This window comes from Pseudohongiella sp. O18 (assembly GCF_021729085.1).
Lineage (GTDB): Bacteria > Pseudomonadota > Gammaproteobacteria > Pseudomonadales > Pseudohongiellaceae > Pseudohongiella.
The window spans coordinates 601645-627543 of sequence record NZ_JAJSAR010000001.1; the positions used below are offsets into that span (position 1 = coordinate 601645).

Here is a 25899-nt window from a genome sequence, read left to right on the forward strand (position 1 = left end):
AATACGACAGCAGCAACTGTCGAACGAAATATCATCCAGGAGATTTGTCTGGGCACCGCCCAGCAGAGAGTGAACGTGGAAAAGCAGACTACTGATAACGATTTTCAGATTGACACCAGCATGGATGCGCCACGGCGTATTGGCTTACTGATATTCTTTTTGGTGTTCGGAGTATTTGGCCTGTGGGCTGCCTTTGCACCACTGGACGGCGCCGCCCATGCTACCGGTCATGTAACGGTGCGCTCCAACAAGCAGCTGGTGCAACATCTTGAAGGCGGCATCGTCGCAGACATCCTGGCGCGCAACGGTGATGTTGTCGAGGCCGGCGAACCCCTGCTGGTTCTGGATGACACACAATCCCGTGCACAGCTGCAGATTGCCAACTCCCAGTATGTGGCCCTCAAGGCACTTGAGGCTCGTCTGATCGCTGAGCGCGACGAACTTGATGCCATTCAGTTCCCTGCAGAACTCTCATCTCTTGATGCCAATGCACAAGCAGAGATGCTGTCCCAGACCCAGATTTTTCGGACGCGTAAAGCCTCTCTGGAAGGAAGCATTGAGGTTCTGGAGCAACGTATTGAGCAATTGCAGTCGCAATTGCGTGGACTGCGCGCTTTGCAGGAAAGCAAACAGGACCTGGCTGATTCTTTCGATGAAGAGCTGAACGATGTACGGGCTCTGCTTGAAGAAGGTTTTGCCGACAAGAACCGCCTTCGCGAACTGGAACGCAACGCGGCGCAGTTGCGCGGAGAGGCTGCCGAGCTGACGGCAAACATTTCGTCAGCAGAAATTCAGATAGGTGAGACACGTCTGGAAATCCTGCAGCAACGTCGTCAATTCCAGAATGAAGTAGCCAATCAGCTGGCGGAGACTCAGACGAATCTAAAAGACGTAACCGAACGCATCGGAGCATTGCGCGATGTCGTCAACCGTACCGTTATAAAGGCGCCTGTAACCGGAATCGTCAATGGCCTGCAGGTTCATACTATTGGTGGGGTCATCCCACCGCGTACCGAAATTGCTGATATCGTTCCGCAGTCCGATGAGCTGATCGTTGAGGCACAGGTCTCACCGATTGACATTGATCGTGTCGACATAGGCCAGGAAGCTACCATTCGATTCTCCAGCTTCAGCAGTTCGGTACCCAATATTTTTGGCCGGGTGATCCATATTTCCGCTGACAGCTTTACTGACCAGCGCACTGGGATGACGTATTACACTGCTCGTATCGAGGTCACACCAGAAGGCTTGCAAGACCTGGGCGACCTGACGCTAATTCCCGGCATGCCTGCAGAAGTGTTTATTGCCACCGGCTCCAGAACCTTCCTGCAGTATCTGACCAAACCCATCACCAATGCGCTGGCGCGCAGCTTCATAGAAGATTGATTGGCATATGAGCAGCAACGACCAGATGTCTGATATCCAGCACACTCCTCGACGCTCGAGCCCACTGTTGGTGCATGCCATCTGTGGTGTTTTGGCTCTGGCAGGTTCAATGGGCTCACTGGCCCAGAGTGACAACCAGCAGGAGACCGAGGAGCTGGCATCGCTGATGCAGCGCCATGACGGCGTGGGGCGAACCCTGGAAGACTTTTTTGTTGCATCAATGGAGTTCAGCCCGCGCCTAGAAATTGCTGAAGAGCAGATGAACATTGGCACGGCGCGTCGCGAAGCGGCCAATGGTCAGCTATTCCCGCAGGTATCGGCCTCTGCCAGCATTTCAGACAACCGCCAGGAGCGCACCGGCGGCGCTCCCGTTGACTATAGAGGCGAGCGCTATGCCGTTCAGCTTCGCCAGGTACTGTTTGACTGGCGAGTCTTTGCACGACGCGGGCAGGCCTATGCGGTAGAAAACCAGTACGAAGCCCTGTACTACGCAGAACTGGCGGCGCATCTGTCTGATGTGGCAGAAAGATATTTTGATGTGCTGCAGGCCCAGGATGCACTGGAGTCCAGCAGGGCCGAGCTGGAAGCGGTTAATAACCAGCTCGCTCAGATTGAACGCATGCATGACCTGCAGATGGTTCAGGTTACTGATCTTTATCAGGCACAGGCACAGGCCTCCGCGGTGGCAGCCGAACAGGTGTATTTGAGCAGTGAACTTGAACTGGCAAAAGAAGCTCTCCGATCTGCAACCGGCCTGGCTGTAGGTGAGCTTTATACGCTGCAGGACACCACCGAATTGCCGCAGATAGACGGTAGTCTGGAAGAGTGGGTCAGCCGCGCCCGCGCCAACAGCCACCAGATTCAGGCTCGCCAGTATGCCGTAGAGGCGGCTGATGAGCGCGTTTCAGAGCGACGTGGCAACTACATGCCACAGGTAAGTCTGGTCCTGCAACAGCAGCGTTCAGACCTGGGCTTTGATAACACGCCAATGGCTCGCACGGACACCGGCTATGTTGGTCTGGATGTGTCTATCCCGCTGTTCGCAGGCGGCAGCAATCGCGCTGCGGTCCGAGAAGCGATAAGCCAGCAGAATATCGCACGCAACGAGCTTCGCCAGGTGCATCTGGATGTCAGTGAGCAGACTCGTTTTGCATTCCTGCGGCTGCAGGCAGCAGAGCGCCAGATTCGTGCAGCAGAGGCATTGCTGGAATCGCGCGAACTGTCGGCACGTGCCCGGCGCAGAGGTTTTGAACTTGGCACCGTAACAACGGTGGATGTGCTTGAATCCGTCCGCGATCAGTTTGTTGCGGAGCGCGATCTCCAGCAGATTCGTTATGATTACATCCGCCTCTTATTGAACCTGCAGCGTGACGCCGGCACACTGAGCCCGGACGACCTGATTGATATCAGTTCACGCCTGCAGCCCAGCGAATAACAGTTTTTCCCGAGACAATAATCACTCCACCAGCAGATTGATTGGCTGCTGGTGGAAGTAGAGTTCATTCGGGTTGCTGTCGACGCCGTAACCAATCAGGAAGTCGATGTCGATGGTGCTTACTCCAATATCTCTTGCCACAAACTGCTTGAGAATGTCGATGGATTCCACAGCCTGCAGTGTCCTGCGTTCAAAGACTGGCACCAGCTCCAGGTCTGGTCGATATCCGACAAAATCACCATTCGGGTGTTTGACCAGAATCTCACCCTCAGGTGTGATACCTGCCACCACCACAAATCCGGGCTGACCCCGGTGGTTCGGGTCCACAGTGATTTCGCCTTTAACATCGAATCGCTCCGTTGAGCTCACTCTATTGATATACGTCTGCCCATTGTTGCGCGTGACACCACCGCGAAACAAAGCGTTAACCTGCCCCCCCTGAAAACTCTGCCTGCCATTCAGGGTCAGCATGGATGGGCTTTCATAGGTGACTGACATGCGGTAGTTGCCGGTATTGGTTTCACCACAGGGCGGGCGCGTATTATTACTGTAGGTGTTGACCAGGATTGCGTACTCGCCGGCCGGAAGATTGGCAGTGACACGCGGTCGACAGGCGCCTGCACTGTTTTCGTCTATCTCCAGCACATCCAGTTTCATATCGGCAAGCAGCAAGACACTGTCGAGTCCACCACTCGTAATAGTGTCAAGTGTCACCCTCATTGGCTGATCGACCTGCAATGTGTAGACATCGACATAACTGTCGTCGGATCCACCCTGTTGCAGATCCTGTATCAGGCAGTCACCCACGTTGAGATCTCCGTAGACCCAGCCGAATGTTACAGGGCGGTTCTCACAGTTGCTTATGCCACTGTAAAGAACATTGACTCCTTCGATGTCATCCTGTTGCAAAGTAAAGGTATTGCCGATTGAGGGATTCATGATGGCCAGGGCGGTATTCTCGTGCGCCAGCCCCATCACGTGACCCAGCTCATGCAGTGCCACACGGCGGAAGTCAACGACTCGGTCAACGCGTTGATTGCCATCATAGGTGTCAAATGGCACATTCGAGTTAAACACAATATCAGCTTCGACAAGATCGGCTGAGCCCAGCGTATTGAACTCGGTAAAGAACACCGTCACAGCTATTGTCTGACTATTAAACTGGCGACCACAAATGGTACTGCCAAACGCAGCTCCATTTCTGAAGTCAGGTGGCTGCCCGGACCCAGTCTGCCCAACGCACGGATCCAGAAAGTCAGGAACAATATTGAAGGTAAAGGCAGTCTGATTGGTCCACGATTCAGCTGCCTCCCGATAAGCCTGTGCCCATGGCACGCCGCTGGCAGACACGCCCGGGATACCGGTATAGATTGTCGTCCTGGCGCCAGGCCATTTATTCCCCAGAGGATCAAACTCATAGGCGGTGGCAGACATGATCAGCAGTCCGCTGGCAGACAGCAGCACCAGGGCCGCCAGCGCTTGTTGTATCTTGCGCATCAGGGAGTCCCTCCGCTGCTGTCTCTGGCAATATCACGAATGCGTGCCTTGAACGCCCCTGGTGTCATGGGCAGCGCATTGCCGTTTAGACCCTGCACCTGCACACCTCGCGCAGTTCCCTCATGCGGAAGAATGATAAGAGGGGACTGATTGCCTGCCTCCAAAGCGGTGACTGACTGCCCATCTGCCGTTGTGACCTGTGCAGCGGAACTTTCGCCCTTGATAAGATAGTGTCCCTGCGTCCAGCCAACCAGCGGATGAACCTGTGAGTCATTCAGGGAGTGAACAAAATAGATACCAGTTTCACCGACCTCGGGGACCTGCATTTCCGACACTGTCATCTGCAGGTTGCCAACACGGCCGCCCAGGAAGCTCAGTTCAATGGCATCACCGGCATAGCTGCCCTTGATGACTTCATCAACGCGAAACTGAACGTAGGTACTTATGCTGCGTGGCCCTGTCTGACGGGATTCCACTGCAAGAACCTCACCCTGGAAGATCAGCGCTGCGGTGTCAACGACCTGCTCAAAGCGCATCTGTTCAATCGTTGTTGCTGTGCTGAATGTTGAGAGTAACAACAGGCCTAACGATAACAGGAGTTGACGCAGGCGGATTGTGAGTAGTGACACGTTAAATTACCTCCTGCAGGGGAAAGTCTTGTGTGCTAGGCCATTGCGGCAATGACATCGACCAGTTCATGCCGCCAGTGTCGGGGCGACACGTCCAGGACAGCCAGCGTCTGTGACTTGTCGAGCACACTGTAAGGTGGGCGTTTGGCTGGCGTTGGGTAGTCGCTCGCCGGAATCGCCGCTATTGGTATTCGTTTGTCCAACAGGCCTGCCTTGACTGCCTCGTCCTGAATCGCAACAGCAAAATCGTACCAGCTCGCAACACCGGCGTCGCTCCAGTGCAGAGTGCCGACTGGCCGTATCTGCAGCGCCGATTCGATGCAACGCGCCAGACCCCATGTCGAGGACGGCGTGCCAATCTGGTCTGTTACTACTTTAAGAACGTCTCGGTCAGCCATTAATTTCAACATGGTCTTAAGAAAATTCCGGCCGAACTGCGAATAAACCCACGAAGTTCTCAGAACCAGGCTGTGTTTTGGCGCCAGATAACGAACATGCAGCTCTCCTTCGAGCTTGGTGCGCCCATAGATGCTCAATGGGTCCGTCTGATCGTCTGGTGTGTAGGGGCGGTGATTGCGCCCGCTGAATACAAAGTCGGTCGATATCTGCAGCAGCCAGGTATCATTCTCGGCCGCCCATCGTGCCAGGTTTTTGGGACCGGTTGCATTTGCGGCACGCGCGACCAGGTCATCTGTCTCTGCAGCATCGACGGCTGTATAGGCTGCCGCGTTGATGATGGCGTCTGGCTTGATATCCGTCAGATGCCTGCGCAAGGCGGTTTCATCACTGATATCCAGCTCCGCATGTGTTATCGGAATGATCTGATAACGTTCGGCCGACAGGTACTGCTGCAGGGTCTGCCCCAGCTGGCCGCCGGCGCCAGTTAAAGCGACTTTAAGTGGCTGGCTCATCAGGAACCCTGCTTTTGATATTTGGGAGCATCGGTAAAGCTCAGCGCCTTGCTGTCCTTGCCCGACAGTACCGGTTCACCCGCGCCAGCCACCAACGGCCATTTTATTCCCAGTGCCGGGTCGTTCCACATCAGACTGAACTCATCTTCAGGAGCATAATAATCGGTACACTTGTACACCATTTCGGCACTGTCGCTGATCACATAGAACCCATGTGCAAAACCAGGCGGCACCCAAAGCTGGTGTTTGTTGTCTGCGGACAGAACACAACCCACGCTTTGCCCAAAGGTCGGAGAGCCCTCGCGCATATCCACAGCCACGTCATAGATTTCACCCGACACCACGCGCACCAGTTTGCCCTGGGGCTGGCGGAGCTGATAGTGCAGACCGCGCAGAATGCCCTGCGCTGACTTGCTGTGGTTGTCCTGTACAAATCTCAGCCCAGGCAGCAGTTCATCGAAGATAGACTGTCGAAACGTTTCCATAAAAAAGCCGCGGTGATCACCAAAAACAGCCGGTTCCAGCAGCAGGACATCAGGAATATGTGTAGGGGTTACTTTCATTGCGTTGCCTTGTTGATGCAGTTTGGCTGACGATATTTTTTGGCGCTGTTCTGGGACACTCAGTCGCGAATCAGATTCAACAGGTACTGTCCATAGCCGCTCTTGGCCAGCGGCGCCGCCAGCGCGCGCAGCTGAGTAGCGTCAATGTATCCGTTGCTGTACGCGATCTCTTCCGGACAGGCAATTTTTAATCCCTGCCGCTCTTCCAGTACCCGAATAAAGTTTGCCGCATCGAGCAGGGACTGGACTGTGCCGGTATCAAGCCATGCCGTACCACGATTAAAAAGCTCTACCTGGAGCTGACCGCGGGAAAGATAGGTTTTGTTGACGTCCGTAATCTCCAGCTCGCCACGGGCGGAGGGCTTGATTGTCTTGGCGATCTCCACGACTTCGTTATCGTACAGATACAGGCCTGTAACTGCGTAGTTGGACTTGGGTTTTGCCGGCTTTTCTTCCAGATCGATTGCGGTATTGTTTTCATCCAGAGCGACAACACCATAGCGCTCCGGATCGTTTACATAGTAAGCAAATACAGTGGCACCCGATTTCTGCTGCACCGCACGCTGCAGTTTTTCTTCGAGTGAATTGCCGTAGAAAATATTGTCGCCAAGTATCAGGCACACACTGTCATTGCCAATAAATTCTTCACCGATCAAAAAAGCCTGGGCCAGTCCATCTGGACTGGGCTGCACCGCATACTGCAGATTGATTCCCCAGCGGCTGCCGTCACCCAGCAGATGCTCGTATAGATGCAGGTCAGCCGGCGTGGTAATGATCAGGATGTCGCGGATACCAGCCTGCATCAGTGTGCAGAGCGGGTAATAGATCATCGGTTTGTCATAAACAGGCATCAGCTGCTTGCTGACCGAAATGGTCATTGGGTGCAGACGGGTACCCGTGCCGCCAGCCAGAATTATTCCCTTGGTTGTATGTGTCGATGTCGGCACAGACTGAGTCATGGTTCTATCCTTGTGACGTTGCACTGTCAGCGATGATGGACGGCAGTAACTGGTAGAAAGTCAAACGCGGATTATAGCCCAGTTCTTGACGACTTGCTGAGCCGTCAACGTGATTCGGGCGTGATAGCGCACGCCAGGTGCGAAGCCCGGGAGCATTGCGCAGTGGCAGCAGCCTACCCGCCACTTCCAGCAGCAGTGCGCCAGCGAAAAACAGCCACCTGGGCGTGGCAAACGTCGCGGGCGGCTTGCCAAGCGCGTCTCGCATGGCCTGCTCAATACCCTTGATCGTGTAATGCTGATCATCAGAAACCGCATATACTGGCGCGCGGGAGGGAACCGAACGCTCAAGCGCAGCGGCTGCCAGCACCAGCACCTGACACAGATCCTGAACGCCGATCAACGAAATTGCCTGCTGAAAGTCCGGCAGAGGAGGCATCACACCCTTCTGGATCAGCCTGAGCAGGCTCATCAGATTGCCTTTCATGCCAACCCCATACACGCTGGCTGGTCTGATGATGGTCACAGCAATCCTGCCCTGCTCATGGGCAGCCATCAGCTGCTGTTCGGCCTGAAATTTGGCATCTCCGTATGCAGTGCGCGGCTGGTCATGGGCGGGATCAGCCAGAATGCTGCTGACATACACGAATCGTGAAACACCAGCCTCGATGGCGGCCTCCAGCAGATTGACCGTCCCTTCGACGTTGGTCTGATAGATCAGTTGCGTCCGCGCATGATTCACGTGCGCATAGGCGGCAAGGTGGTAGATGCAATCAACCCCCTTCACCACGGTGACCAGTGATTCGGGACGGGTCAGGTCCTGAGTCGGACGCTGCAGTACACTGACAGCATCACCCTGAGACTGCAGCATGGGCACCAGGTGTCGCCCCACAAATCCGCTACCGCCTGTCACCAGCACGCGAGAGCTCATGTCCAGCGCCAGCCGTGCGTGTTAAAAAATCGCAGCGCTGAGCGCCCGAACATGCCGATGTGTCGCAGGCCTTTTTTGGCACTGTTGCCACCCAGGTGCGTGATTCGCATTCCCGGCAGATAGGTCAGGCTGCCCAGGCGATGCGCTCGAAGCGCCAGATCGAAGTCTTCGAAGTACAGGAAATAGCGCGGATCAAAACCATTCAGTGATTTGAGCGTTGTCAGCCTGAACAGCATGAAACAGCCACTGATAACGGGAATGTCCTCGCTGGGCCGGTCGTCGGGGAGGTCCTGCATGTCGTAGTGCGCCAGTCGCTCGTGGAAGCGCTGCTTGACTGCCTCCGGCGCAAAGCCGCGCAGCAGAAAGTCGAGCACGCTGGGGTAGCGTTTGCAGGCAGAGGCTGAGCCTCCATGACCGTCACTGATTGATGGCGCCACTGCGACTGTGCGCTGATGCGACTGCAGCCAGGCGACACCGACACAGAGCGTGTCCGGCTGCACAATCACGTCCGGATTCAGAATCAGGTACAGGTCGTTTCCGGCGTCAGCCAGTTGCTGTGCATGCGACAGCCCAAGATTGTGACCGCGACCGTAACCCAGATTGCCATGACCGGTGATCAGCTCCCCCTCCAGCCCAGTCTCACGCCACCCATCCAGCACATCACGCAAGGGCATGACATTACTGTCGGAATCTCCGTTATCGATGAGATACAGCTGACAGGCAGAAAGGTGCCGCTGCTGCAATGCCTGCTGGGCGGCTGTTGCCAGTGACTGCAGCGTCTGCCGCAATACCTGCGTATCCAGGGTATGAACAACAATCGACACACAGAGTCTGGGAGGGCGGCTCTGGCTCACGTCGCGCGAAATCTCAATGGGGACAGGGAATCTGCAGTGAGAACCGTTGCATCAGCCGTCACCAGGCTAGTGTTTTCTGGTCGGCGTGTCACTGGGAATTTGGCTCCGCAGGCACTATCCGGTCGCCGAAGGGAGTGCGCACCAGACGGGCTCCCTCGGGTACATCGGCCGGGTCGATACGACGCGGCCGGAATCTCGATTCTTCGGTTCGGCGGACGGCTGCGTCCGGGTCACTGCGCTCTCTGGCAGCACGCAGGGCTGCGGCAAACGGGTTTTCCGGCTGCTCCTCAGCACTATCTTCACTACGTCGATCACGGCGACCGCCTCTGTCTTCAGATGACTCCTCCGCTGATTGCGCCGGTGCCTGGGTCGCTATTGGAGCGGCTGTTGCCAGCTGCAGGCGGGATACGTTGCTACCCACGCAGGTGACACCTTCATCGGGATCTGCATAACAGGAGTTGCCTGCGGGATGCTGAATTATCAACTGGCGATTGGCCACTTCATCCACAAAGTGGCCGGGATAGCCGGGGATCTCTGCGCGCGCGTCCATCGACCCGCTCGACTCGTCCGGCAGCGGAACCACCAGGGTTTCTCCGTTCTGCAGGCGCAGGCGCACCTGACGCTTGCTGCCAAACTGGCTGGTACCGACCAGGGTAAACTGTGGTCCACCGCTGCGTGATGTCGTGTCAGGCGCGGGGGCAGGGGAGTCTGCTGCAGAAGCGCTTGCCTCGATCGGCTCAAACAGGCGAAGCAGTTCGTTGCTCGTCGGCGATGCTGTAGCCGACTGTTGACCGGCCACGGAGTCCGGCGTCAGGTCTGTAAACAGTTCCGTTTCCTGGGCGTGAGCATGCACAGCGCTGATCAGCGCCGCCAGCATCATCATTAGGGCCCTCAGCATCATTCTGACTCCTGTCAGCGAACTGACTGTCCGGGTACATCATGACCGCCCCGGACCAAGCGGTACTTGAACATTGTTACGTTAACGGCTTTTTTATTTGTCGTGCAAGCTTACGGTTTAGTTTGCCCACGTTCAAAATATCTGGCTACTGCCTGCTGGGTCAATGCCTCCAGAGACTCTGTCAGCATGCCCGGATCATATCGATTAAACGACTCGACATACTTCACCTCCGCACTCATGGAGAAGGTTCGCGCCTTGTTCAGGGCCAGAATCAGTTCAGGATAGTTATTCTGGCTGTTCTGGCTGGCGTAGACAGCCATGGCCTGCTGCTTGGCCTTGATGGTCGAGGTGATATCAATCAGCCGGTTAACGGGGCTCTGTACACTGATCTCATAGGACCATACCTCAGGCAGATGACCACGCCAGGCGCGCAGCTGCAAGCGCTGCACGGCTGCCCAGACCAGCTGCGCGGTGACCCGATGGTCAGGGTGGAGCTCCAGTACGCCGGGGAAAAATACCGTGGCTGCCTGCAGATCGATCAGCGCGCCAGCGATCTGCTCTACCACCACATCGTCCATCTTCAGACCCCGGTCCGCATGATCCCAGGTCTGCACGCTGCTGACGCCGAGTACATCGCAGGCCTGCTGCACTTCCGTTTTGCGCTGCGCCACCAGGGCCTGCTGGTCATCAGGATTGGTGGCACCGCCCAGCGCGCCATCTGTCAATACTATGACATGAGTCGCCATACCCTGCAGCGCAGCAAGGCGCAGCGCCCCACCCATGCCAAAGGTTTCATCGTCGGCATGCGGCGCAAAAACAACCCAGGGCGCCGGCGGCAGATCGGATACGTGAAAGGGGACCAATATGTTTTCAGGATTCATGGCGCGGATTGTAGGCGGTTTTGCCGGTTTTTTTTAGCGTTTTGTGGAGATTGAGGCGCTTTCGTGGTTAAATCTGCGCCCTTCTGGAGTGAAATTATCATCGTTGATTGCTGCTATGACATCTAGCCTGCTGCGTCAGTGGACATTGTCTCCCATTCGCCACTTCCGGCTGTTCCATCAGTTCGTGCGACAGGAATTCAGCGGCCAGTTCGCCGGCTCGCTGGGTGGCTTCCTGTGGCTGTTTGTTACGCCCATCGTCAATATCATCATTTATTCATTCGTGTTCAGTGTGGTTTTTCGTGCGCCCATGCCGGAAAACTTTGGTGACGTGCCTTTTGTCATTTTCCTGATGATTGGTTATCTGCCCTGGTTCGCCTTCGCCGATGCGATGGGTCGCTCAAGCGGGCTGCTGCTGGACAAAGCCCCGCTGATCACCAAGGTCATGTTCCCGGTGCAGCTGATTCCCATGGTTGGCACACTGGTCCCTTACCTGGTCCATGGCATCGCCATTTTTGTATTCCTGGTGTATCTGGCCACGCAGGGATATCTGCAGATGGCCTGGCTTTGGCTGCCGGTAGCCTTCGTGTTGCAGTTCATGTTTACCATCGGCCTGGTCGCCATCCTGTCCGCCTTCTGTGTGTTCCTGCGTGATATCCAGCAGCTTGTGGCTCTGATGCTGACTGCGTGGTTTTTCCTGACGCCGATCATTTATCCTCTGTCGCTGCTGCCCGAGCAGGTGCGGCCGCTGATGATGTTGAATCCCATGCACAGCTTTGTGCAGTTCTATCGCGAAGCGATTCTACTGGGCGATTTTTCTGCCATCCATTTCCAGGTGATGGTGGTATCGGCCGTGCTGAGCTACCTGCTGGGCGGCTGGCTGTTCATGAGAATAAAACACGCTTTTGGTGACGTTTTGTAATGCACAGTATTTCGGTCAACAATCTGAACAAGGATTTTCGCATCTACGCACGGCCGCAGGATCGCCTGCTGGAGTTGTTGCTGCGCCAGCCTCGTCACCGCGTATTTCATGTTTTGCAGGATGTTTCTTTTGATGTCATGGAAGGCAAGAGCCTTGGCATCATTGGTGACAATGGCGCGGGCAAGTCGACCCTGATGAAGCTGTTGGTTGGCACCCTGCAACCGAGCAGTGGGACCGTACACACCAAAGGTCAGGTCGCAGCCCTGCTGGAGCTGGGTGCAGGCTTTCATCCGGAATTCTCCGGCCGTCGCAATATCTATCTTAATGCCTCGCTGCTGGGTGTCCCGGATGACGATATCGCTGCGCTGGAAGAAGACATCATAGAGTTTTCCGAGCTGCGGGACTTCATTGATCGCCCTGTCAAAACCTACTCCTCCGGCATGTATGTTCGACTCGCGTTTTCTATCGCGACGATGGTCAGACCGGATGTGCTGGTGATTGACGAGGCGCTAGCAGTTGGCGACATCGCGTTTCAACGCAAGTGTGTGCAGCGCATGAATGAGTTTCGCGCACAGAACAAAAGCATGGTGTTCTGCAGTCACTCCATGTATCACGTACAGGAACTCTGTGACACGGCTATCTGGCTGGAAAAAGGCCGTATACGCGAAATGGGCCAGAGTGAAGAAATCGTCGCGCGCTATGAAGACTACTGCAACAGCCGGCGTTCCTACACCAAGGCTGAAGAACAGGCCAAAGCGCTCGAATCAGAAAGCTCCGCCGTAAAGGCTGAGCAGGCAGAGAAAGACAAGACGCCCAAGGACGCCCGCATCATCCATACCGTGGTGCGCAATACCGATGGCGAGATCATCGACACTGTTGAGCCCCTTCAGGAAGTCATTCTGGAATTGCAGGCCGAGATACTGAACGACAACAGCATCTGCTATTTCGGCTTCGCCTTGATGAAGGATCTGGACGAGGTTATTTCCGCCTATCTGGGAACTGACCGACCCGACGTCGAGCATGGTCCATTCCGCAAAGGCGAAATTATCACCGTGCAATTGCGCCTTGATGCCATGGCATTACGGGTCGGAAACTTCCATGTGCTGGGTGGTATCAATGACGCAAGTGGACTGCTCTGGTACGAAACAAAACTCAGCAAGGAAATCACGGTAAAAACAAGCAAAGGGCTGGGTGTCTTTGTCATGAAGTCGGAATGGAAGGTCGAGCACAACTAAACGTTGTTGTGCTCTGAACGAAGCGCGGCGCTCTGCTCACTGTTATTTTAATCCACTCGCAGCAGGCCAGGCGGCAACTCCGCTCTGGGCGGCGCCGTGTCCGGCAATATGGCGTAAGGGTCAACGTGACGCACTCGCGCGCGCTGATTAAAGCTTTCGACCTGCATGATCTGCATGTAGCCCTGGCGAACCGGATCCTCAACCGCTGATATGTCCTCGTCTGTCCTCTGGGATTCCTGCTCCGCATTGGCAGTTTCGGCCGCCGGGTAGACGTATACCGAATATATACTGGAGGCTGTAAAACCCAGCCAGGGTGACAGTTCTACCATATTCTCAAGTGGAATCAGGGCACCAACTTCACGCATGGTTCGCAGGTCCCGGTGCTGTCGATAAGCAATAATCTGCTCGGCCAGTTCCTCTTCCATGCCAGGAAGTAACATCAGGGCTTCCCGTGTTGCCATGTTGGGATTAACCACTGCCTCATTGCCATAAACAGTAAACGCAGCCTCCAGATTGACACCCTCGAAAAGCTCGGCGAAACCTCTTATCAGCAGAATCTCGTCGACTGATTCCAGATCAGGACTGTTGCGTGGCGTGTAAGGGGGATCCAGCGTCTGATAATACTCAGCCTCGGCACCGCCAGGAGTTATCAATTCGTTGAGATCGGTCCAGTCATTCCAGGCCGCCAGTAGTTCCTGCACCTGGCGTGGGTCAAAGTCAGGACCCAGTTGCGTTTCGATTATCTGCTGCAACCGTCGTACTTCAATTCGATTGAGATTAATTTTTCCTGCATGGTCATAAATCCGCACCACCATGTTTTCGGGGGCAGGGTAGTGCAGGGAGAGCGGCTGACCATTAAAGCGATATGTCGACATCCGCACCTCACCCCAGTCGTTGAGCACTGGCTCTTCGTCCAGCGGCAAGGGCATGCGCTCCAGCATCAACTCCATCTCAGCCTGGTTCATGGCTGTCATGATATCCGCGTAATCGCTGACACCTTCTTTATGCCGTAACGCAGTTGTGGCTCCCAGGCGAATATTGGTCGCCAGCACGGTGACCAGCACGGTCAACACCACCGACGTCCACAGCACCATGATGAGCACCGCGCCCCGTTGCGAATTCGGCATCATGGTATCAGCTCCAGATTGGGACGAATGCTGCGATGCTGCCGCGCATTGACCGGCGCCACAATATCCAGCGTCTCCACGTTCCGGTCGTCGATGGGTTCCAGATGTATATGGACAGCAAACGGCAACACACTGAACGTGAAAGCAGGCCAGTCTTCACGCCACAGACGGTCGAACTCGAGATCCTCATACAGATATTGAAAGCTCGCGCGGTAGCCTGGCAAAAGCAGTCGCGGCTCGGCATCATCCAGCCGGGCCGTCGGATCATCACTGAGTGCTGGCGCAAGTTGCAGATAGACTCCCTCATCACCACGCCAGAAAAGACGCCAGGCAGTCAGGCCATCCCTCCTCTCAGGGGACACTGTTGACACCCAGGAAAGCTGGTCGGATTCACCTTCAAAATAGACATGGCGCCCCAGTGTTTCGGGGTCGCGGTAGCTGTGCGGAAAAGCACCCTGCAGCGCGCGCTCCAGTTGCAGTATCGCAATTGATTCGTCCAGATTGTCTTCCAGTGTCGAAGCATTATTGTCCCAGTCACGCACAACTGAAAACATACCCGCCGTCAGCATGGTCATCAATGTCGCTGTCAGTGCCAGCGCCAGGATGATTTCCAGCAGCGTGAAACCACGCTGCTGATGTAATGGGTTTGCTTGTTGCTGGATTCGATTCACGTTGCTTGTCACCGTGGCAGATCAGAACGTAGCCAGCGGACGCCTTCGATCTGCTCACCAGTTTCCGGGTCCACCATTCGGTAGGTTTCCAGAAGATCATACATGGGCGCTGTCCGTCGTAGAGGATCTTCCAGCTCATCTACTGGCGAAACATCAAATTCGTCTTCAATAACAGATTCGATGTCACGAAATTGATTATCGAGCAGAGCAAAGTTGATGTTGGCTCGCGCCTGAACGGTATCACTTAAACTGCTCTGCGCACGACCAGCCAACTGCTTGCTGCCGGCAGCCAGAGTAAAAAGTCCCCCCAGCACCATTGCCGTGATGGTCAGCGCAACCAGCACTTCCAGCAGTGTAAATCCGTGCTGCACTGTTTGTACTGAGACTGTAGGCCGCCTATTCGTCATTTTCATCAAGACGCTCTACTCGCCCTGAAAAGGGGTCAATTGAAAGTTTTAAGCGACGGGAATCCTGCGAGAATTCGAGCGTGCCGCCAGAGCTGCCTCCCTCTGGAAAGAACTCGATGCTGAGCTGTTCATGCACGGGGGACTGGCGGCCGGTACTATCTGTAAAAGCCAGCGCGGTTTCGACAGAGACCCAGCGCCCCACCACCGATGGGTCGTCAGCCTCAGGTTCATCCGGGCCATTGCTGTTGCCTGCATCCGGCGGGTTAACGATAAACTCCACCCGGGTCGTCCCGCCCTGGACCACCGCCATGCGTCTGGCATGATTCAACAGACCCGTTGCCTCACGTACCTGTGCGTTGAACCCCGGAGAATCGAGTGAACTGATACCGGGGCCGATCAGCATGGCCATCATGGCCGCAATACCCAGCACAAGCAGGAGTTCTAGCAGAGTAAAACCGCGCTGAGTATCATTAGTCCCCAATATCAGCGTCATTGTCTTCGCCACCCGGCGCGCCGTCAGCACCGTAGGAAATCAGGCTGAAGTCCCGACCGCTCGACTCATAAACATAGGCATTACCCCAGGGATCCACGGGTACATCACCACGCAGGTAGGGGCCGTTCCATGTGGAGCGCCCGCTGTCGTTCTCGATCAGTCCCTCCAGCTCATCCGGATACTGACCTATATCCAGTCGATAGGCATCCAGTGCACTGGTCAGTGAGGAGATCTGCGACAGCGCCGCATCACGACGAGCGCCATCCGCCTGGTTAAACAGATTCGGGGCAACCATGACCGCCAGCATTCCCAGTATCGCCATGACGATCAGCAGTTCGATAATGGTGAAGCCGCGGGCTTGCTTGATGCTTTTAACCTTGTTCATATCAATTCCTCTGCCTGTATTCAGATATCTTCCAGCATTTCTGCCGCGAGTTCAAAACGGTTGAGTATTTCCTGATAGCGACTGTTGGTCTGGTTGTTCAAATTGATCATCTCCGGTCGCAGTACGATAAACAGCTCAGTCCGCTCGTTGTTGTCCTGCTGATAGCTGAACAGCCGTCCCAGGCCAGGCACCCGATTCAGGTAGGGGACACCGGTATTCAGCTGGTCGTTGGTGTTCTGGATAAGGCCTCCGAGCACAACATTTTCGCCGTCACGGACAACGACCGAAGTTTCAATTTCCTGATTCTGGAAGATCGGATTCTGATTGATGCCTGCGGAACCAGAAACAGACGACAGCTCCTGACGTATTGTCAGATTAACTACACCCTCCTCATTGATGCGGGGCGTGATCTGCAGTTCGATACCTGTTGGTCGGTACTGGATATTGGTCGTGGATCCGCCGACTCCTATCGTTTCACCCAACTGCACAGGCACCTCGGCGCCAATACGAATCAGGCCTTCCTGATTATTGATCACCGTCAAAGAGGGTCTGGCCAGCAGCCGCACATCGTTGTTGATTGCTATGGCTTCCAGCGTCGCTTCAACCCTGGCCGCGCCATCAAGAAAGGCCCGGTTGAACAGCAATCCACCCAGTCCACCGGAACCATCCTGATTGCGGGAAGGCAGAAACTCGGTTCGCACCCGTGTTGCCGTACCATCAGCATTCTCGAGCACGCGCGACCAGTCAACTCCAAATGAGGTTTCATCCGTCAGCACAATCTGTGCGATCGCCGCATTGATCATGACCTGCAGCGGTGCGGTGTCCAGTTGACTGATGGTGGTCAACAACTGTCGATAGTCTCGCGGATTGGCACGAATCAGCAGGCTGTTGGTGGGTTCATCAGCAACAATGCTGACGCGCAGATTGGCCGACACGGCCATGTTGCCAGCATTTGAAGAAGCGGGCCCAGACACTTGCGCCTGCTGTGTTGCAACCTGCTCGCCCTGCTCATTGATAATGATGACAGGCTCGGGCCTGGCGGCCTCATCGTCATCGTCGCCCGCAGGGCGCTGCTCTTCTTCATCCAGGCGAAATACCTCACTGAGGGTTTCTGCCAGCTCGACGGCGTTCAGATTCTTGACGCGATACTGAAACAGCTGCTCAGACTGTTCTTCCCGATCGGCATCCAGAATACGAATCCAGCGCGCCAGCTCTTCAAAACCGCGAGCGGCCGGTGCGGTCACCAGCAGCGCATTGATGCGCTCAAGCCCCTTGACCTGATAGGAGGGATTTTCGCCTTCTATCATCGTCAGTATTTCTGTCAGTTCCTGGGCTACATCTGACGCCAGCGCATTACTGAGTGGATAGAGCTGCAGGCCCTGATTCTGGAATGGATCATCATCTACGACCACCAGGAGCTCATTGATACGCACCAGCTGAGATCGCGTGGCAGTAATCGCGAGCGTATTGCTGTTGGAAATACGGACAATGCTGTTTTCTTCGTCAAGAATCGGTGAGAGTATGTTGGTGGCGCTGGCCGCAGAGACATAACGCAGCGGTGTAATCTGCATGATCTGCGCGGCAGTCCCCTGATCAAGTGAGTCGGGCGTGGCAATCTCGACCGGGACATTATCGGTGCCAGATCTTGCGTACCAGACATTGCCGACCTGCTCCAGTATGATGCCATGATTGCGAGTCAGTAATCTGATTAGAGGCCAAACATCATCATAAGTTAGCGGCCGGCTTTCAGCAGTACGCAAACTGACTCTGACATCTATTGACGGATCGATGATGATAGACAGATCCAGTGCGTCAGCGAGCTCTTCCAGCACTTCACGCAGATCAGCCTGTTCATAGTTCAGTGCTACAGTATTCTGGTCTGGCGGATTGACCGGAGAGGGAACCGACTCAAGCCGATTCGAAACAGACACCTGGCGCCCATCCCGATTGATTTCATCAATGAGTGCCTGCCTTTCTGCCGCAGCCTGTTCGGCAGACGGCATATTTCCAAGCATCTGGGGCGCGCTCTGGCTTGTCGCTTGTCCAGCTGTGGATCCTGAGGTGGTGTTTTGATTCTGGCCACCCGAACGACTGTCACTCGAATCGATACCAGCACATGAAGCCAGTCCGACTGCCAGACTGAGAGCCACTGTGCGCACGGTGAACTGTCGTAAGCTTATATTCACTTTCTGTCTCTCCTTGTGCCAGACACCGTTCTGCTCTGGCTGCTCACAATATTGGCGATTTTGTCTGACTGTCAGAATTCCACCGCGTTCATGCTGAATACCGCAGACAACATCGTAATGGTGATTCCACCGACAGCGATGCCCAGTATCAATATCAATCCCGGTTGCAATGCTGCAACCAGTCTCGCCATCTGATTCTTTACGTTCTGGTCAAAAGTCTCTGCTGTTTGTACCAGGATGCTGCCTGTGCGCCCTGACTCTTCCCCTACCGCAACCAGCTGGTGCAGTAATGTCGGGAAAGCCCCGGCCCGTTCAAGTGCAATACCAAGTCCACTGCCGCCACGTACGTCTTCTTCCACACGATGCAGTAATCGGCTGAGTTCGGTATTGCCAACAACCTCTCTGGAAACCCGTAGCGCGCGAATCAATGGAATGCCAGCGCCCAGCAGTGCGCCAAGCGTGCGCGCGAACACGGCGCACTCCCGATAAAGCAACAGCTTGCCCATTAGCGGTACTCGTAGCAGCAGGGCGTCCTTGCGCAGTTTGCGTTGTGGATCACGGTCCTGCATCAGCCACCAGTACACAAGCGCCACTACTCCCACTATCAGTAGCCAGCCATAACTTTTGATGAAATCGCTCAGCGCCAGCAGAAATGCGGCCGACGCCGGCACCTCAGTCCCCGCGTCTTCAAACATGACTGCGAATTGAGGTATGACAAACACCAGCAATAAGAATACAGATATGATGCCAGTGATGAGCAGCACAATCGGGTAAACCATGGCGGACACTATCGCCTGGCGATTCTTTGCACTGGTCTCCAGAAAATCGGCCAGACCCGGCAGCAGTTTGTGCAGTATGCCGCCTTCTTCACCGGCGCGGACAATATTGATATACATTTTTGAGAACACATCGGGCCGCTGCTCCATGGCGTCGGCCAGGCTCCTGCCTTCCTTCACGTCTTTGCGCATGGCCATGACCAGTTGCTGCATGGCCAGTGACTCGGTAATGCCTTCCAGCAACCGCAGCGCCTTGTCCAGCGGCACGCGAGCCTCTGTCAGTGTGCGCAGGCCGTTTGTGAAATCCAGCACATCACTGGCGCGAATTTTTTTGCCGCGCCGACGATCGGTGTTTTTCTCGGCCACTGCTTCAAGCTTTACCGGGATCAACTGGCGGCCCTGTAGCACGCGGACGGCATCACGTTCGGATTCAGCTGACAGCTGACCCGACTGAACATTGCCACTGGCATCACAGGCCTGGTAGTTGAAATTCATCATAGCCCACTGACCGCCCCGGCGCGCGTCACACGTACCACCTCTTCAGGTGTGGTGAGTCCGGCCGCCAGTTTCTCCAGCGCGTCTTCACGCAATGTCTTCATTCCTTCGGCAATGGCCTGCTCCCTAATGACATTGGCGTCCGAGCCCACTGCGATCTCATGACGAATGGCGTCGGACATGACCAGTAATTCATAAAGGCCGATTCGACCCCGGTAGCCAGTGCCACCGCATCGCTCACAACCCTGGCCTTTGCGGGCCATTGGATAGTCTGCGGTATCAACTTTAAGCACTGCGGCTTCATCAGCTGTCAATTCATGTGGCTGCCCGCAGTCAGGACAGATGCGCCGCACCAGACGCTGGGCCTGGACGCAGAGCAGACTGGAGCTGATCAGATAGCCTTCCACACCCATGTCCTGCAATCGCGTAATGGCGCCAGCCGCATCGTTGGTATGCAGGGTTGAAAAGACAAGGTGACCTGTCAGCGCCGACTCAATCGCAATCTCTGCGGTTTCATGGTCGCGGATTTCACCGACCATGATGACATCAGGGTCCTGACGGACAATGGAGCGCAGACCGGCCGCAAAATTCAAGCCGATAGCGGCATTGGCCTGAATCTGTGTGATGCCTTCCATTTGATACTCTACCGGGTCTTCCACGGTGATAATCTTGGTGGTCTGGTCATTGATCTTTTCAAGCGTGGCGTAGAGTGTTGTGGTCTTGCCGCTACCGGTAGGACCTGTGATCAGTATCATGCCGTGAGGTTGATTAATCAGGCTCTGATAGCTGCGCAGGATATTCTCTGGCATACCCAACTGCTGAAGGCTGACTGCCGTGTCACTGCGATCAAGGATACGCAAAACGATCGACTCGCCGTGCACGCCGGGCAGGGTTGAGACACGCATGTCGAGATGTTTGCTGCCCAGTTTGTAATCGATGCGCCCATCCTGCGGCAGGCGTTTTTCGCCAATGTCCAGGCGCGCCATCAATTTCAGTCGCGACGCAACAGCGGTGGTGATTTTTACAGGCAGACGCTCGATGCGATGCATGATGCCGTCAACGCGGCATCTGACTTCCAGATGTTCTTCATTAGGCTCGAAGTGGATGTCACTGGCATTAATATCGAGGGCACGTGCAAACAGGTGATTGACCAGACGAATGATGGGTGCTTCGGAAGCTAGATCCTTCAGCTCTTCATCATCCTCATAGCCGGAAACAAATACGTCATCGTTGCCAGTTTCAATATTCGGTGACAATTCTGCGCGCCAGTGGCGGATCAGCCGGCGAACTTCTTCAGCGCCAGCTTCGCGGAATGACACTTCTGCCTGCATGACAAACCGGATCTGGTGTCGTAGCTCGATGTCAGGCGCCACCTCACACAGTAATACATGCGTCTGACTGAAATCATGCGCCGGTACGATGCCGGCGGGCTCAAGCAGTTGGCTGAAAACCGGCAGTGACAGGGCAGGGTGCTGTTGAGTCTGAGCCATTACTCTGACCCCCCGGCATTATTCTGTCGACTGAAACCGACCACCGTGATGTCGCCGATGAACTGATTACGCGCACGGCGCATGCTAAAGTCCTGCACGGCCAGATACGGCCTGGACTGTTCGAGCACGCGCAGAAAATTCATGATGGATTGCTGATTGTCCATCACGAATGACAGACTCTGTTCCAGTTTTATCCAGTCACCACTGCTTTCGGTTTCTGCCAGCTCTGTCGATGTGATGTTTATGCCGGACTGTGTGGCATGCTGGCGTATCAGACGCTGTATGGACGCTGTCAGCATCGGAGCCGTGCCGGACTCAAACAGCATGTCATCCAGTCGCTCACGCTGTTCGTTGGTCTGTGCTGCTCGGGCCTGCCATTGCTCAGTCTCTTCCAGCAGGCGTTGTTCACGTTCGATATCGGTAAGCAGCTGTTCAATCTGTACAGAGCGATCCTGGTACATTGACTGCAGGGCTGGTATGCCATTGCTCAGCACAAGCAATAATGCAACGGCCAGCGCCAGTCGTAGAATATTGCGCTCCCTGTTATTCAGCGGCCGGCTGTTTAATGGGCGAAACTTACTGATCACCTTGCCTCCGGAAAGTACCATTCCTGATAGGCTGGAAAGTTTACATCCGCCAATCTGAGATCAATGTAGTAATTTTGATTGCTTGTGGCTCGCGCAAAATCCACTTCCGTAAACATGGGGTTCTGTTCCAGTGCCTCAAGCAGGTTTTGCGGGTCCTCACTTTGACCTTCGAGACTGATGTAGCCTGCCTCGATCTCGATGGACGTCAAGTAGCCGGGAGTGACGATCTGCTGCAGGGTTATCAGCACATCCTGCAGATTTTGCCTTGGGAACTCCGAAAGCACGCCCCATTGTGATTCAAAGTCACGCACGGTGGCCTGTGCCTCACGTGCCGGTTGCGATTGCTGCCGCAGGGTGTCCAGTCGTGACTCCAGGCGGCTGATCTGAAAGGTCTGAAACAGAAATGGCAACAACACTAATGCAGCCACACCGGCTGCCAGTGTTGACAGAGTTGTGCGCCGTTTGCCTTTCGTGAATCGGCGCCTGGCCGCCATTGCCGAAGGCGGATTCATCATGAAAGGCGCCAGGTGCTTTTCCAGCGTGCCGTCTGCCGCTTTGTTGATTGCTGCCAGACAGCTACTGGCATCGCTCACGTAAAGGACTGGCCCGGTAGAATATTTCTTCAGCAGCTCTTCCCATTCCCGCTGGTAGGCATCCTCAGCAAGGTCCTGTGTACGAGTCTGCACAAATGCTTTCAATTGTCCGCCAGTTTTCGCAACCAGAGCCGTATCCCGTCCATCCTGGTCGACAACTACAGCTCCCTCGTCTGCGATCAGTCCCATGGCCAGGGCGCGGGGTGTGACGGCCGACAGAAACAGGGACTGAGCCGCAAATGCCTTAAACAGTGCCTCGAGCTTTTGTTCCGGCATCCAGAGCGCCAGCACCGGGTTCTCAGTATCAACAGCAAGGGCCAGAGGCTCCTCGAAGGCGGGCAGCATGCTCGTGCCCTGCAGCTTCAAAGCGGAACGAAGGGCATCCGGTGCCAGACCCGGCAGACTCACAGCAGTAGTGATAAAACCTGAAGGTGGCAGCAGCAGGAGTATATTGGCCGCGGCATCATCCTCGTGGATCAGCTCGCGCGCGGCTGCGGCGAGTTCATCAGGGTCTGATGCGTCATTGACAGACTGACTGCGGCCGTCGGATACAAGGTACACCCCGTCCTCATGCAGCATGAGCAGCGTATTGATATTTTTCAGCAATGCATCGCCGGTGTGCTGGCGGCCCCACGCACGCAGTGTTTCCAGAAGCTCATCGAGGCCCATCGGGCAGTCCCTGTTGTTATTTACCCATTATCTGACGCAAAACGGCAGCAGAAAGTTTGCTGGCAAGATGTTATCAGTTTGGCAGGGGTATTCAACGAGGACGAATGACCCGGTTTCGACCAGACTGCTTGGCCTGGTAGAGGGACTGGTCCGCACGGTCGAACAGTGTCTCGGGGGTGTCGTCGCGCTGTGCCGGAACTACGCCGATAGACACCGTAATTTCCACTTTCTCTTCGCGAAAATGAAATGGAATCGCGCTGATCGCCTCACGCAGCCGATTGAGCGTGTATTCTGCGTCAGGCGGGCGGATATCAGGCAGCAGAATGACAAACTCTTCACCGCCGTAACGGGCCACAAAATCCTGCTCGCGCAGGCGAGCGGCGATCTCTCGAGCGATGATCTTCAGCACCTTGTCGCCAGCCAGATGACCGAAACTGTCATTGATGTTCTTGAAATGATCAACGTCCAGCACCGCCAGGCAGAGGGCGCGATCCTCCTGCTGACTTGGCCGGTCCGGCTGTCGCTGCCATTGGCCCAGCAAAACACGAATGCGCTCGTTGTAGGCACTACGGTTTGGCAATTCTGTCAGTGTATCAGTGGCCGCCGCTGATTGCTGCCGCGACAGGTGCACGCGTAATTCGCGTGACTCGGACTCCAGCGCGGCAATACGCTCTATCAGGTCACCCATTTCCTGCGTCGCTTCTGTGTGCTCACGACTCCGCTGGTGCTTGAACCCGTCCAGAGACTTCAGGATGCCATCAATCTGCGACTGTACCGATTGCCGCAGACCTGTGATGTCCAGAGAGTCATTCTGCACGGCCCGCGCGATATCTTCGACCTGTCCACGCACCTGAGAGTCCATCTCTGCGTCGCTTTCTGCACTGCTGACAGCCTGCGCTTTTGCATTATCGACAAACGCCTGAACCTGGGCGAGGCTTTCCGTAACATCGCTTAAAAATGTCTGAAACTCGGTACGCTGTTGATCTGCCGCTGTTCGCAGGATATGCAGTATCTCCTCCAGTACAGCGACAAAATCGTACCAGTTGAGACCTTTTAGAATATTGCGGCGCACGGCATCGACGATGGAATAAGACTCGGAGCTGATGTGGATGGCTTCCAGAATTCTCAGCAGGATAGGTTCCACATGGCCGGCAATATAAGAAAACGCTGGCTCAGACAGTCCGGAGCGATCGCGTACCAGTTCTCCCTCTATGCTGGCGTCGTCTTCCTCTTCTACGACGACTTCTGCCTGAACCTGCAGGTGAAGAGCATGGTCACGCTCGCGGTAACCATCCTGTTGAGCATTGGCGCCATTGGCAGTTGTACTTGAATCTGAGGGCTCATGGTCAGCTTGTGCCTGCAGACCATCGCTTTGCAGTTTAACTGCAGAGCCGTTAGCAGCCGCCGCCGCGCTATTCTGCTGTCTCTGCGTTTCCTGCGACTGACTGGTTTTGTGCATCGGTGCACTTTGCTGCGCTTGAAGGCTGTCATCCAGCTGAAGGGCTTCGTCACGGCTGCCAGCTCCCGATTCCTGGCCGTCAAGCGCATTGCTCACGATCTCGCCCGAAGGCGGCTCGGTGCTGGCATTAGTATCTGATGAGTCACTGCTGCCAAACATCCGTTTCCAGAAACCTGCTGACTGGCCAGAATCGTCTCCGCGAGCTGCCTGCTCACGCTTCTGTTCCTGCTCAATCATCGACTGCACGGCTTCGCGCAGAATATCAATAAACTGACGTATCAGGCCGGCATGTTGCTGTGTGTCATCAAGGCGCGCGGAGAGATTCTGGGAGAATTTCCTGAGTTGTCGACGGGTGGTTTTCGGCAGGGGTAGCTTGTCCAGCTCGGCTATGCTGCTGACAAAGGCCTGCTGCAATGCCACATTACTGGCGTTTTTTTCATTGTCGAGTCGAATAATCGACTTCTCGATCTGCTCTAGCAGCAACTCAAGTCCGACTTCCCGGTCATCATTTCGGAGGGTTTTTCGTAGTTCAGCCAGCTGACGATCCAGCTGCGGGGCATGACCATCGCCTGCCAGGCTGACACCCAGCAGGCCACGGCGCAAAAGCTTGATACGACTGTTGAGCAGCTTTTCACGCTGCTCCTGGTCTTCCAGCGCATCCAGAAACTTGCGTTTCCAGCGCTGCGCCTCGTCGCCGCCATTGTCATTGCCATAGTTGTGCTGTGGCATGTTTCAGTATCCAGAGAGTGGCCTTGAATACCTGAGGCGACCTGTCAATCGAATTACTGGGCGCTGCGCTCCTGTTCAACCAGGTAGTCAACGATGGCCAGCATGTCCTGCTGTGTGCGGACAGCTTCATTGGTCGTAACCAGATATTTGCCGTTAACAATCACGTTAGGTGTGCTGCGAATCTGGTAGTCAGACATTTTGCTTTCTGCCTGATTCACTTTAGTGCGCACCTGGAACGAGTTGAATGCCCGCGAGAATGCTTCTTCGTCCACGCCATGGGCGGCAAACAGTTCAGCCAGCTGGCGCTCATTTTGCAAGCGATTGCGTTGCAGATTAATGGCATCAAAGATCGGTCCATGTACTGTATCGACCACACCAAGGTTTTCTGCAGTGTAATAGGCCTGAGCGTGAATCTTCATCAGGTCGTTCCAGATGGCAGGGAAGCGCAGATAGTCTACGTCTTCAGGGGCGTTTTCGGCCCAGTGATCAACCAGGGGCTGAAAGCGGAAACAGTGGCCACAGCCATACCAGAACACTTCGAGCACTTCGATCTTATCCGCATCATTGGTGCGGACCGGCGCTGGCAGGGTTTCATAGTGGGTGCCGTCTACATAAAGAGCGGGCTGCGCCCAGACAGCAGAGGCCAGCAGACTCAGAACACTGGCGGTGATGGTGGCTTTCAGGAACTGCTTGATCATATCCTACTCCACATTGTTATCAGAGGTAGTCGGTACTTT

General features: G+C 55.3%; 25 protein-coding genes. 4 read left to right on the forward strand and 21 right to left on the reverse strand.

Translation table 11 applies throughout. From position 1 onward, the window contains the following. Nucleotides 1-75 precede the first annotated feature (75 nt). Together LVD14_RS02720 and LVD14_RS02725 are read left to right on the forward strand one after the other, a co-directional pair. Nucleotides 76-1386: an HlyD family type I secretion periplasmic adaptor subunit gene (locus tag LVD14_RS02720; protein WP_237132495.1), complete on the forward strand. Its 1311-nt coding sequence runs from the start codon at nucleotides 76-78 to the stop codon at nucleotides 1384-1386. A gap of 7 nt (nucleotides 1387-1393) precedes the next feature. Next, on the forward strand, nucleotides 1394-2821 hold the full coding sequence (locus LVD14_RS02725; RefSeq protein WP_237132496.1) for a TolC family protein: 1428 nt from the start codon (nucleotides 1394-1396) through the stop codon (nucleotides 2819-2821). A gap of 21 nt (nucleotides 2822-2842) precedes the next feature. On the opposite strand, the gene LVD14_RS02730 is transcribed toward LVD14_RS02725, so the two are convergent. From LVD14_RS02730 to LVD14_RS02770, 9 genes are all read right to left on the reverse strand, one after another. Continuing rightward, on the reverse strand, nucleotides 2843-4318 hold the full coding sequence (locus tag LVD14_RS02730) for a matrixin family metalloprotease (RefSeq protein ID WP_237132497.1): 1476 nt from the start codon (nucleotides 4316-4318) through the stop codon (nucleotides 2843-2845). Beyond that, nucleotides 4318-4947, reverse strand: a complete 630-nt coding sequence (locus LVD14_RS02735; RefSeq protein ID WP_237132498.1) for a hypothetical protein — start codon at nucleotides 4945-4947, stop codon at nucleotides 4318-4320. Before LVD14_RS02735 ends, LVD14_RS02730 begins: the two co-directional genes overlap by 1 nt. 35 nt (nucleotides 4948-4982) lie before the next feature. Next, nucleotides 4983-5858 (reverse strand): dTDP-4-dehydrorhamnose reductase, encoded by an 876-nt coding sequence (gene rfbD / locus LVD14_RS02740; RefSeq protein WP_237132499.1) that lies wholly within the window; start codon nucleotides 5856-5858, stop codon nucleotides 4983-4985. Next, nucleotides 5858-6421 carry a dTDP-4-dehydrorhamnose 3,5-epimerase gene (gene rfbC, locus LVD14_RS02745; protein ID WP_237132500.1) on the reverse strand — a complete coding sequence of 188 codons (564 nt, stop codon included), beginning with the start codon at nucleotides 6419-6421 and terminating at the stop codon, nucleotides 5858-5860. The genes rfbD and rfbC overlap by 1 nt, the downstream gene beginning before the upstream one ends. Nucleotides 6422-6480: 59 nt before the next feature. Continuing rightward, entirely contained in the window at nucleotides 6481-7380 is a 900-nt protein-coding gene (rfbA, locus tag LVD14_RS02750) for a glucose-1-phosphate thymidylyltransferase RfbA (RefSeq protein WP_237132501.1), read from the reverse strand. A gap of 4 nt (nucleotides 7381-7384) precedes the next feature. Then, a complete protein-coding gene (locus tag LVD14_RS02755) occupies nucleotides 7385-8308 on the reverse strand; it encodes an NAD-dependent epimerase/dehydratase family protein (RefSeq protein ID WP_237132502.1) in 924 nt (307 codons plus the stop codon). Continuing rightward, nucleotides 8305-9132, reverse strand: coding sequence for a glycosyltransferase (locus LVD14_RS02760; protein ID WP_237132503.1), 828 nt, complete (start codon nucleotides 9130-9132; stop codon nucleotides 8305-8307). The genes LVD14_RS02755 and LVD14_RS02760 overlap by 4 nt, the downstream gene beginning before the upstream one ends. Nucleotides 9133-9250: 118 nt before the next feature. After that, nucleotides 9251-10063, reverse strand: a complete 813-nt coding sequence (locus tag LVD14_RS02765; protein WP_237132504.1) for a hypothetical protein — start codon at nucleotides 10061-10063, stop codon at nucleotides 9251-9253. Nucleotides 10064-10170: 107 nt separating this feature from the next. Further along, nucleotides 10171-10941: a PIG-L deacetylase family protein gene (locus LVD14_RS02770; RefSeq protein WP_237132505.1), complete on the reverse strand. Its 771-nt coding sequence runs from the start codon at nucleotides 10939-10941 to the stop codon at nucleotides 10171-10173. 115 nt (nucleotides 10942-11056) lie between these two features. On the opposite strand from LVD14_RS02770, the gene LVD14_RS02775 reads away from it, so the two are divergent. Both LVD14_RS02775 and LVD14_RS02780 read left to right on the forward strand, forming a co-directional pair. Continuing rightward, on the forward strand, nucleotides 11057-11860 hold the full coding sequence (locus LVD14_RS02775) for an ABC transporter permease (protein WP_237132506.1): 804 nt from the start codon (nucleotides 11057-11059) through the stop codon (nucleotides 11858-11860). Next, nucleotides 11860-13095: an ABC transporter ATP-binding protein gene (locus LVD14_RS02780; protein ID WP_237132507.1), complete on the forward strand. Its 1236-nt coding sequence runs from the start codon at nucleotides 11860-11862 to the stop codon at nucleotides 13093-13095. Before LVD14_RS02775 ends, LVD14_RS02780 begins: the two co-directional genes overlap by 1 nt. Before the next feature lie 47 nt (nucleotides 13096-13142). On the opposite strand, the gene LVD14_RS02785 is transcribed toward LVD14_RS02780, so the two are convergent. The 12 genes from LVD14_RS02785 to LVD14_RS02840 all read right to left on the reverse strand — a co-directional run bounded on the left by LVD14_RS02785 (nucleotide 13143) and on the right by LVD14_RS02840 (nucleotide 25860). Beyond that, on the reverse strand, nucleotides 13143-14225 hold the full coding sequence (locus tag LVD14_RS02785; RefSeq protein ID WP_237132508.1) for a general secretion pathway protein GspK: 1083 nt from the start codon (nucleotides 14223-14225) through the stop codon (nucleotides 13143-13145). Continuing rightward, nucleotides 14222-14893: a prepilin-type N-terminal cleavage/methylation domain-containing protein gene (locus LVD14_RS02790; RefSeq protein ID WP_237132509.1), complete on the reverse strand. Its 672-nt coding sequence runs from the start codon at nucleotides 14891-14893 to the stop codon at nucleotides 14222-14224. Before LVD14_RS02790 ends, LVD14_RS02785 begins: the two co-directional genes overlap by 4 nt. A gap of 8 nt (nucleotides 14894-14901) precedes the next feature. Then, a complete protein-coding gene (locus tag LVD14_RS02795; RefSeq protein ID WP_237132510.1) occupies nucleotides 14902-15264 on the reverse strand; it encodes a PilW family protein in 363 nt (120 codons plus the stop codon). A gap of 25 nt (nucleotides 15265-15289) precedes the next feature. Next, a complete protein-coding gene (locus tag LVD14_RS02800) occupies nucleotides 15290-15793 on the reverse strand; it encodes a GspH/FimT family pseudopilin (RefSeq protein ID WP_237132511.1) in 504 nt (167 codons plus the stop codon). Then, nucleotides 15771-16178: a type II secretion system major pseudopilin GspG gene (gspG, locus tag LVD14_RS02805; RefSeq protein ID WP_237132512.1), complete on the reverse strand. Its 408-nt coding sequence runs from the start codon at nucleotides 16176-16178 to the stop codon at nucleotides 15771-15773. Before gspG ends, LVD14_RS02800 begins: the two co-directional genes overlap by 23 nt. A gap of 20 nt (nucleotides 16179-16198) precedes the next feature. Then, on the reverse strand, nucleotides 16199-18364 hold the full coding sequence (gene gspD, locus LVD14_RS02810) for a type II secretion system secretin GspD (RefSeq protein ID WP_237132513.1): 2166 nt from the start codon (nucleotides 18362-18364) through the stop codon (nucleotides 16199-16201). A gap of 71 nt (nucleotides 18365-18435) precedes the next feature. Continuing rightward, the gene (locus tag LVD14_RS02815; RefSeq protein ID WP_237132514.1) at nucleotides 18436-19638 is read right to left on the reverse strand and encodes a type II secretion system F family protein; all 1203 of its coding nucleotides are present in this window, start codon (nucleotides 19636-19638) and stop codon (nucleotides 18436-18438) included. After that, nucleotides 19635-21125, reverse strand: coding sequence for a GspE/PulE family protein (locus LVD14_RS02820; protein WP_237132515.1), 1491 nt, complete (start codon nucleotides 21123-21125; stop codon nucleotides 19635-19637). Before LVD14_RS02820 ends, LVD14_RS02815 begins: the two co-directional genes overlap by 4 nt. Continuing rightward, nucleotides 21125-21712, reverse strand: coding sequence for a type II secretion system protein GspM (gene gspM / locus LVD14_RS02825; RefSeq protein ID WP_237132516.1), 588 nt, complete (start codon nucleotides 21710-21712; stop codon nucleotides 21125-21127). The genes LVD14_RS02820 and gspM overlap by 1 nt, the downstream gene beginning before the upstream one ends. Then, nucleotides 21709-22974 (reverse strand): PilN domain-containing protein, encoded by a 1266-nt coding sequence (locus tag LVD14_RS02830; protein ID WP_237132517.1) that lies wholly within the window; start codon nucleotides 22972-22974, stop codon nucleotides 21709-21711. The genes gspM and LVD14_RS02830 overlap by 4 nt, the downstream gene beginning before the upstream one ends. Nucleotides 22975-23065: 91 nt before the next feature. Beyond that, nucleotides 23066-25162 (reverse strand): GGDEF domain-containing protein, encoded by a 2097-nt coding sequence (locus LVD14_RS02835; RefSeq protein WP_237132518.1) that lies wholly within the window; start codon nucleotides 25160-25162, stop codon nucleotides 23066-23068. Between the two features lie 53 nt (nucleotides 25163-25215). After that, nucleotides 25216-25860, reverse strand: coding sequence for a thiol:disulfide interchange protein DsbA/DsbL (locus LVD14_RS02840; RefSeq protein ID WP_237132519.1), 645 nt, complete (start codon nucleotides 25858-25860; stop codon nucleotides 25216-25218). Nucleotides 25861-25899 lie beyond the last annotated feature (39 nt).

Bases quoted from the DNA above. Each gene is read 5' to 3' on its own strand.
- LVD14_RS02725 (WP_237132496.1), top strand. From the start codon at position 1,394: ATGAGCAGCAACGACCAGATGTCTGATATCCAGCACACTCCTCGACGC.
- LVD14_RS02730 (WP_237132497.1), bottom strand. From the start codon at position 4,318: ATGCGCAAGATACAACAAGCGCTGGCGGCCCTGGTGCTGCTGTCTGCC.
- rfbD (WP_237132499.1), bottom strand. From the start codon at position 5,858: ATGAGCCAGCCACTTAAAGTCGCTTTAACTGGCGCCGGCGGCCAGCTG.
- rfbC (WP_237132500.1), bottom strand. From the start codon at position 6,421: ATGAAAGTAACCCCTACACATATTCCTGATGTCCTGCTGCTGGAACCG.
- rfbA (WP_237132501.1), bottom strand. From the start codon at position 7,380: ATGACTCAGTCTGTGCCGACATCGACACATACAACCAAGGGAATAATT.
- LVD14_RS02755 (WP_237132502.1), bottom strand. From the start codon at position 8,308: ATGAGCTCTCGCGTGCTGGTGACAGGCGGTAGCGGATTTGTGGGGCGA.
- LVD14_RS02765 (WP_237132504.1), bottom strand. From the start codon at position 10,063: ATGATGCTGAGGGCCCTAATGATGATGCTGGCGGCGCTGATCAGCGCT.
- LVD14_RS02770 (WP_237132505.1), bottom strand. From the start codon at position 10,941: ATGAATCCTGAAAACATATTGGTCCCCTTTCACGTATCCGATCTGCCG.
- LVD14_RS02775 (WP_237132506.1), top strand. From the start codon at position 11,057: ATGACATCTAGCCTGCTGCGTCAGTGGACATTGTCTCCCATTCGCCAC.
- LVD14_RS02780 (WP_237132507.1), top strand. From the start codon at position 11,860: ATGCACAGTATTTCGGTCAACAATCTGAACAAGGATTTTCGCATCTAC.
- LVD14_RS02785 (WP_237132508.1), bottom strand. From the start codon at position 14,225: ATGATGCCGAATTCGCAACGGGGCGCGGTGCTCATCATGGTGCTGTGG.
- LVD14_RS02800 (WP_237132511.1), bottom strand. From the start codon at position 15,793: ATGACGCTGATATTGGGGACTAATGATACTCAGCGCGGTTTTACTCTG.
- gspG (WP_237132512.1), bottom strand. From the start codon at position 16,178: ATGAACAAGGTTAAAAGCATCAAGCAAGCCCGCGGCTTCACCATTATC.
- LVD14_RS02815 (WP_237132514.1), bottom strand. From the start codon at position 19,638: ATGATGAATTTCAACTACCAGGCCTGTGATGCCAGTGGCAATGTTCAG.
- LVD14_RS02820 (WP_237132515.1), bottom strand. From the start codon at position 21,125: ATGGCTCAGACTCAACAGCACCCTGCCCTGTCACTGCCGGTTTTCAGC.
- LVD14_RS02830 (WP_237132517.1), bottom strand. From the start codon at position 22,974: ATGGGCCTCGATGAGCTTCTGGAAACACTGCGTGCGTGGGGCCGCCAG.
- LVD14_RS02835 (WP_237132518.1), bottom strand. From the start codon at position 25,162: ATGCCACAGCACAACTATGGCAATGACAATGGCGGCGACGAGGCGCAG.
- LVD14_RS02840 (WP_237132519.1), bottom strand. From the start codon at position 25,860: ATGATCAAGCAGTTCCTGAAAGCCACCATCACCGCCAGTGTTCTGAGT.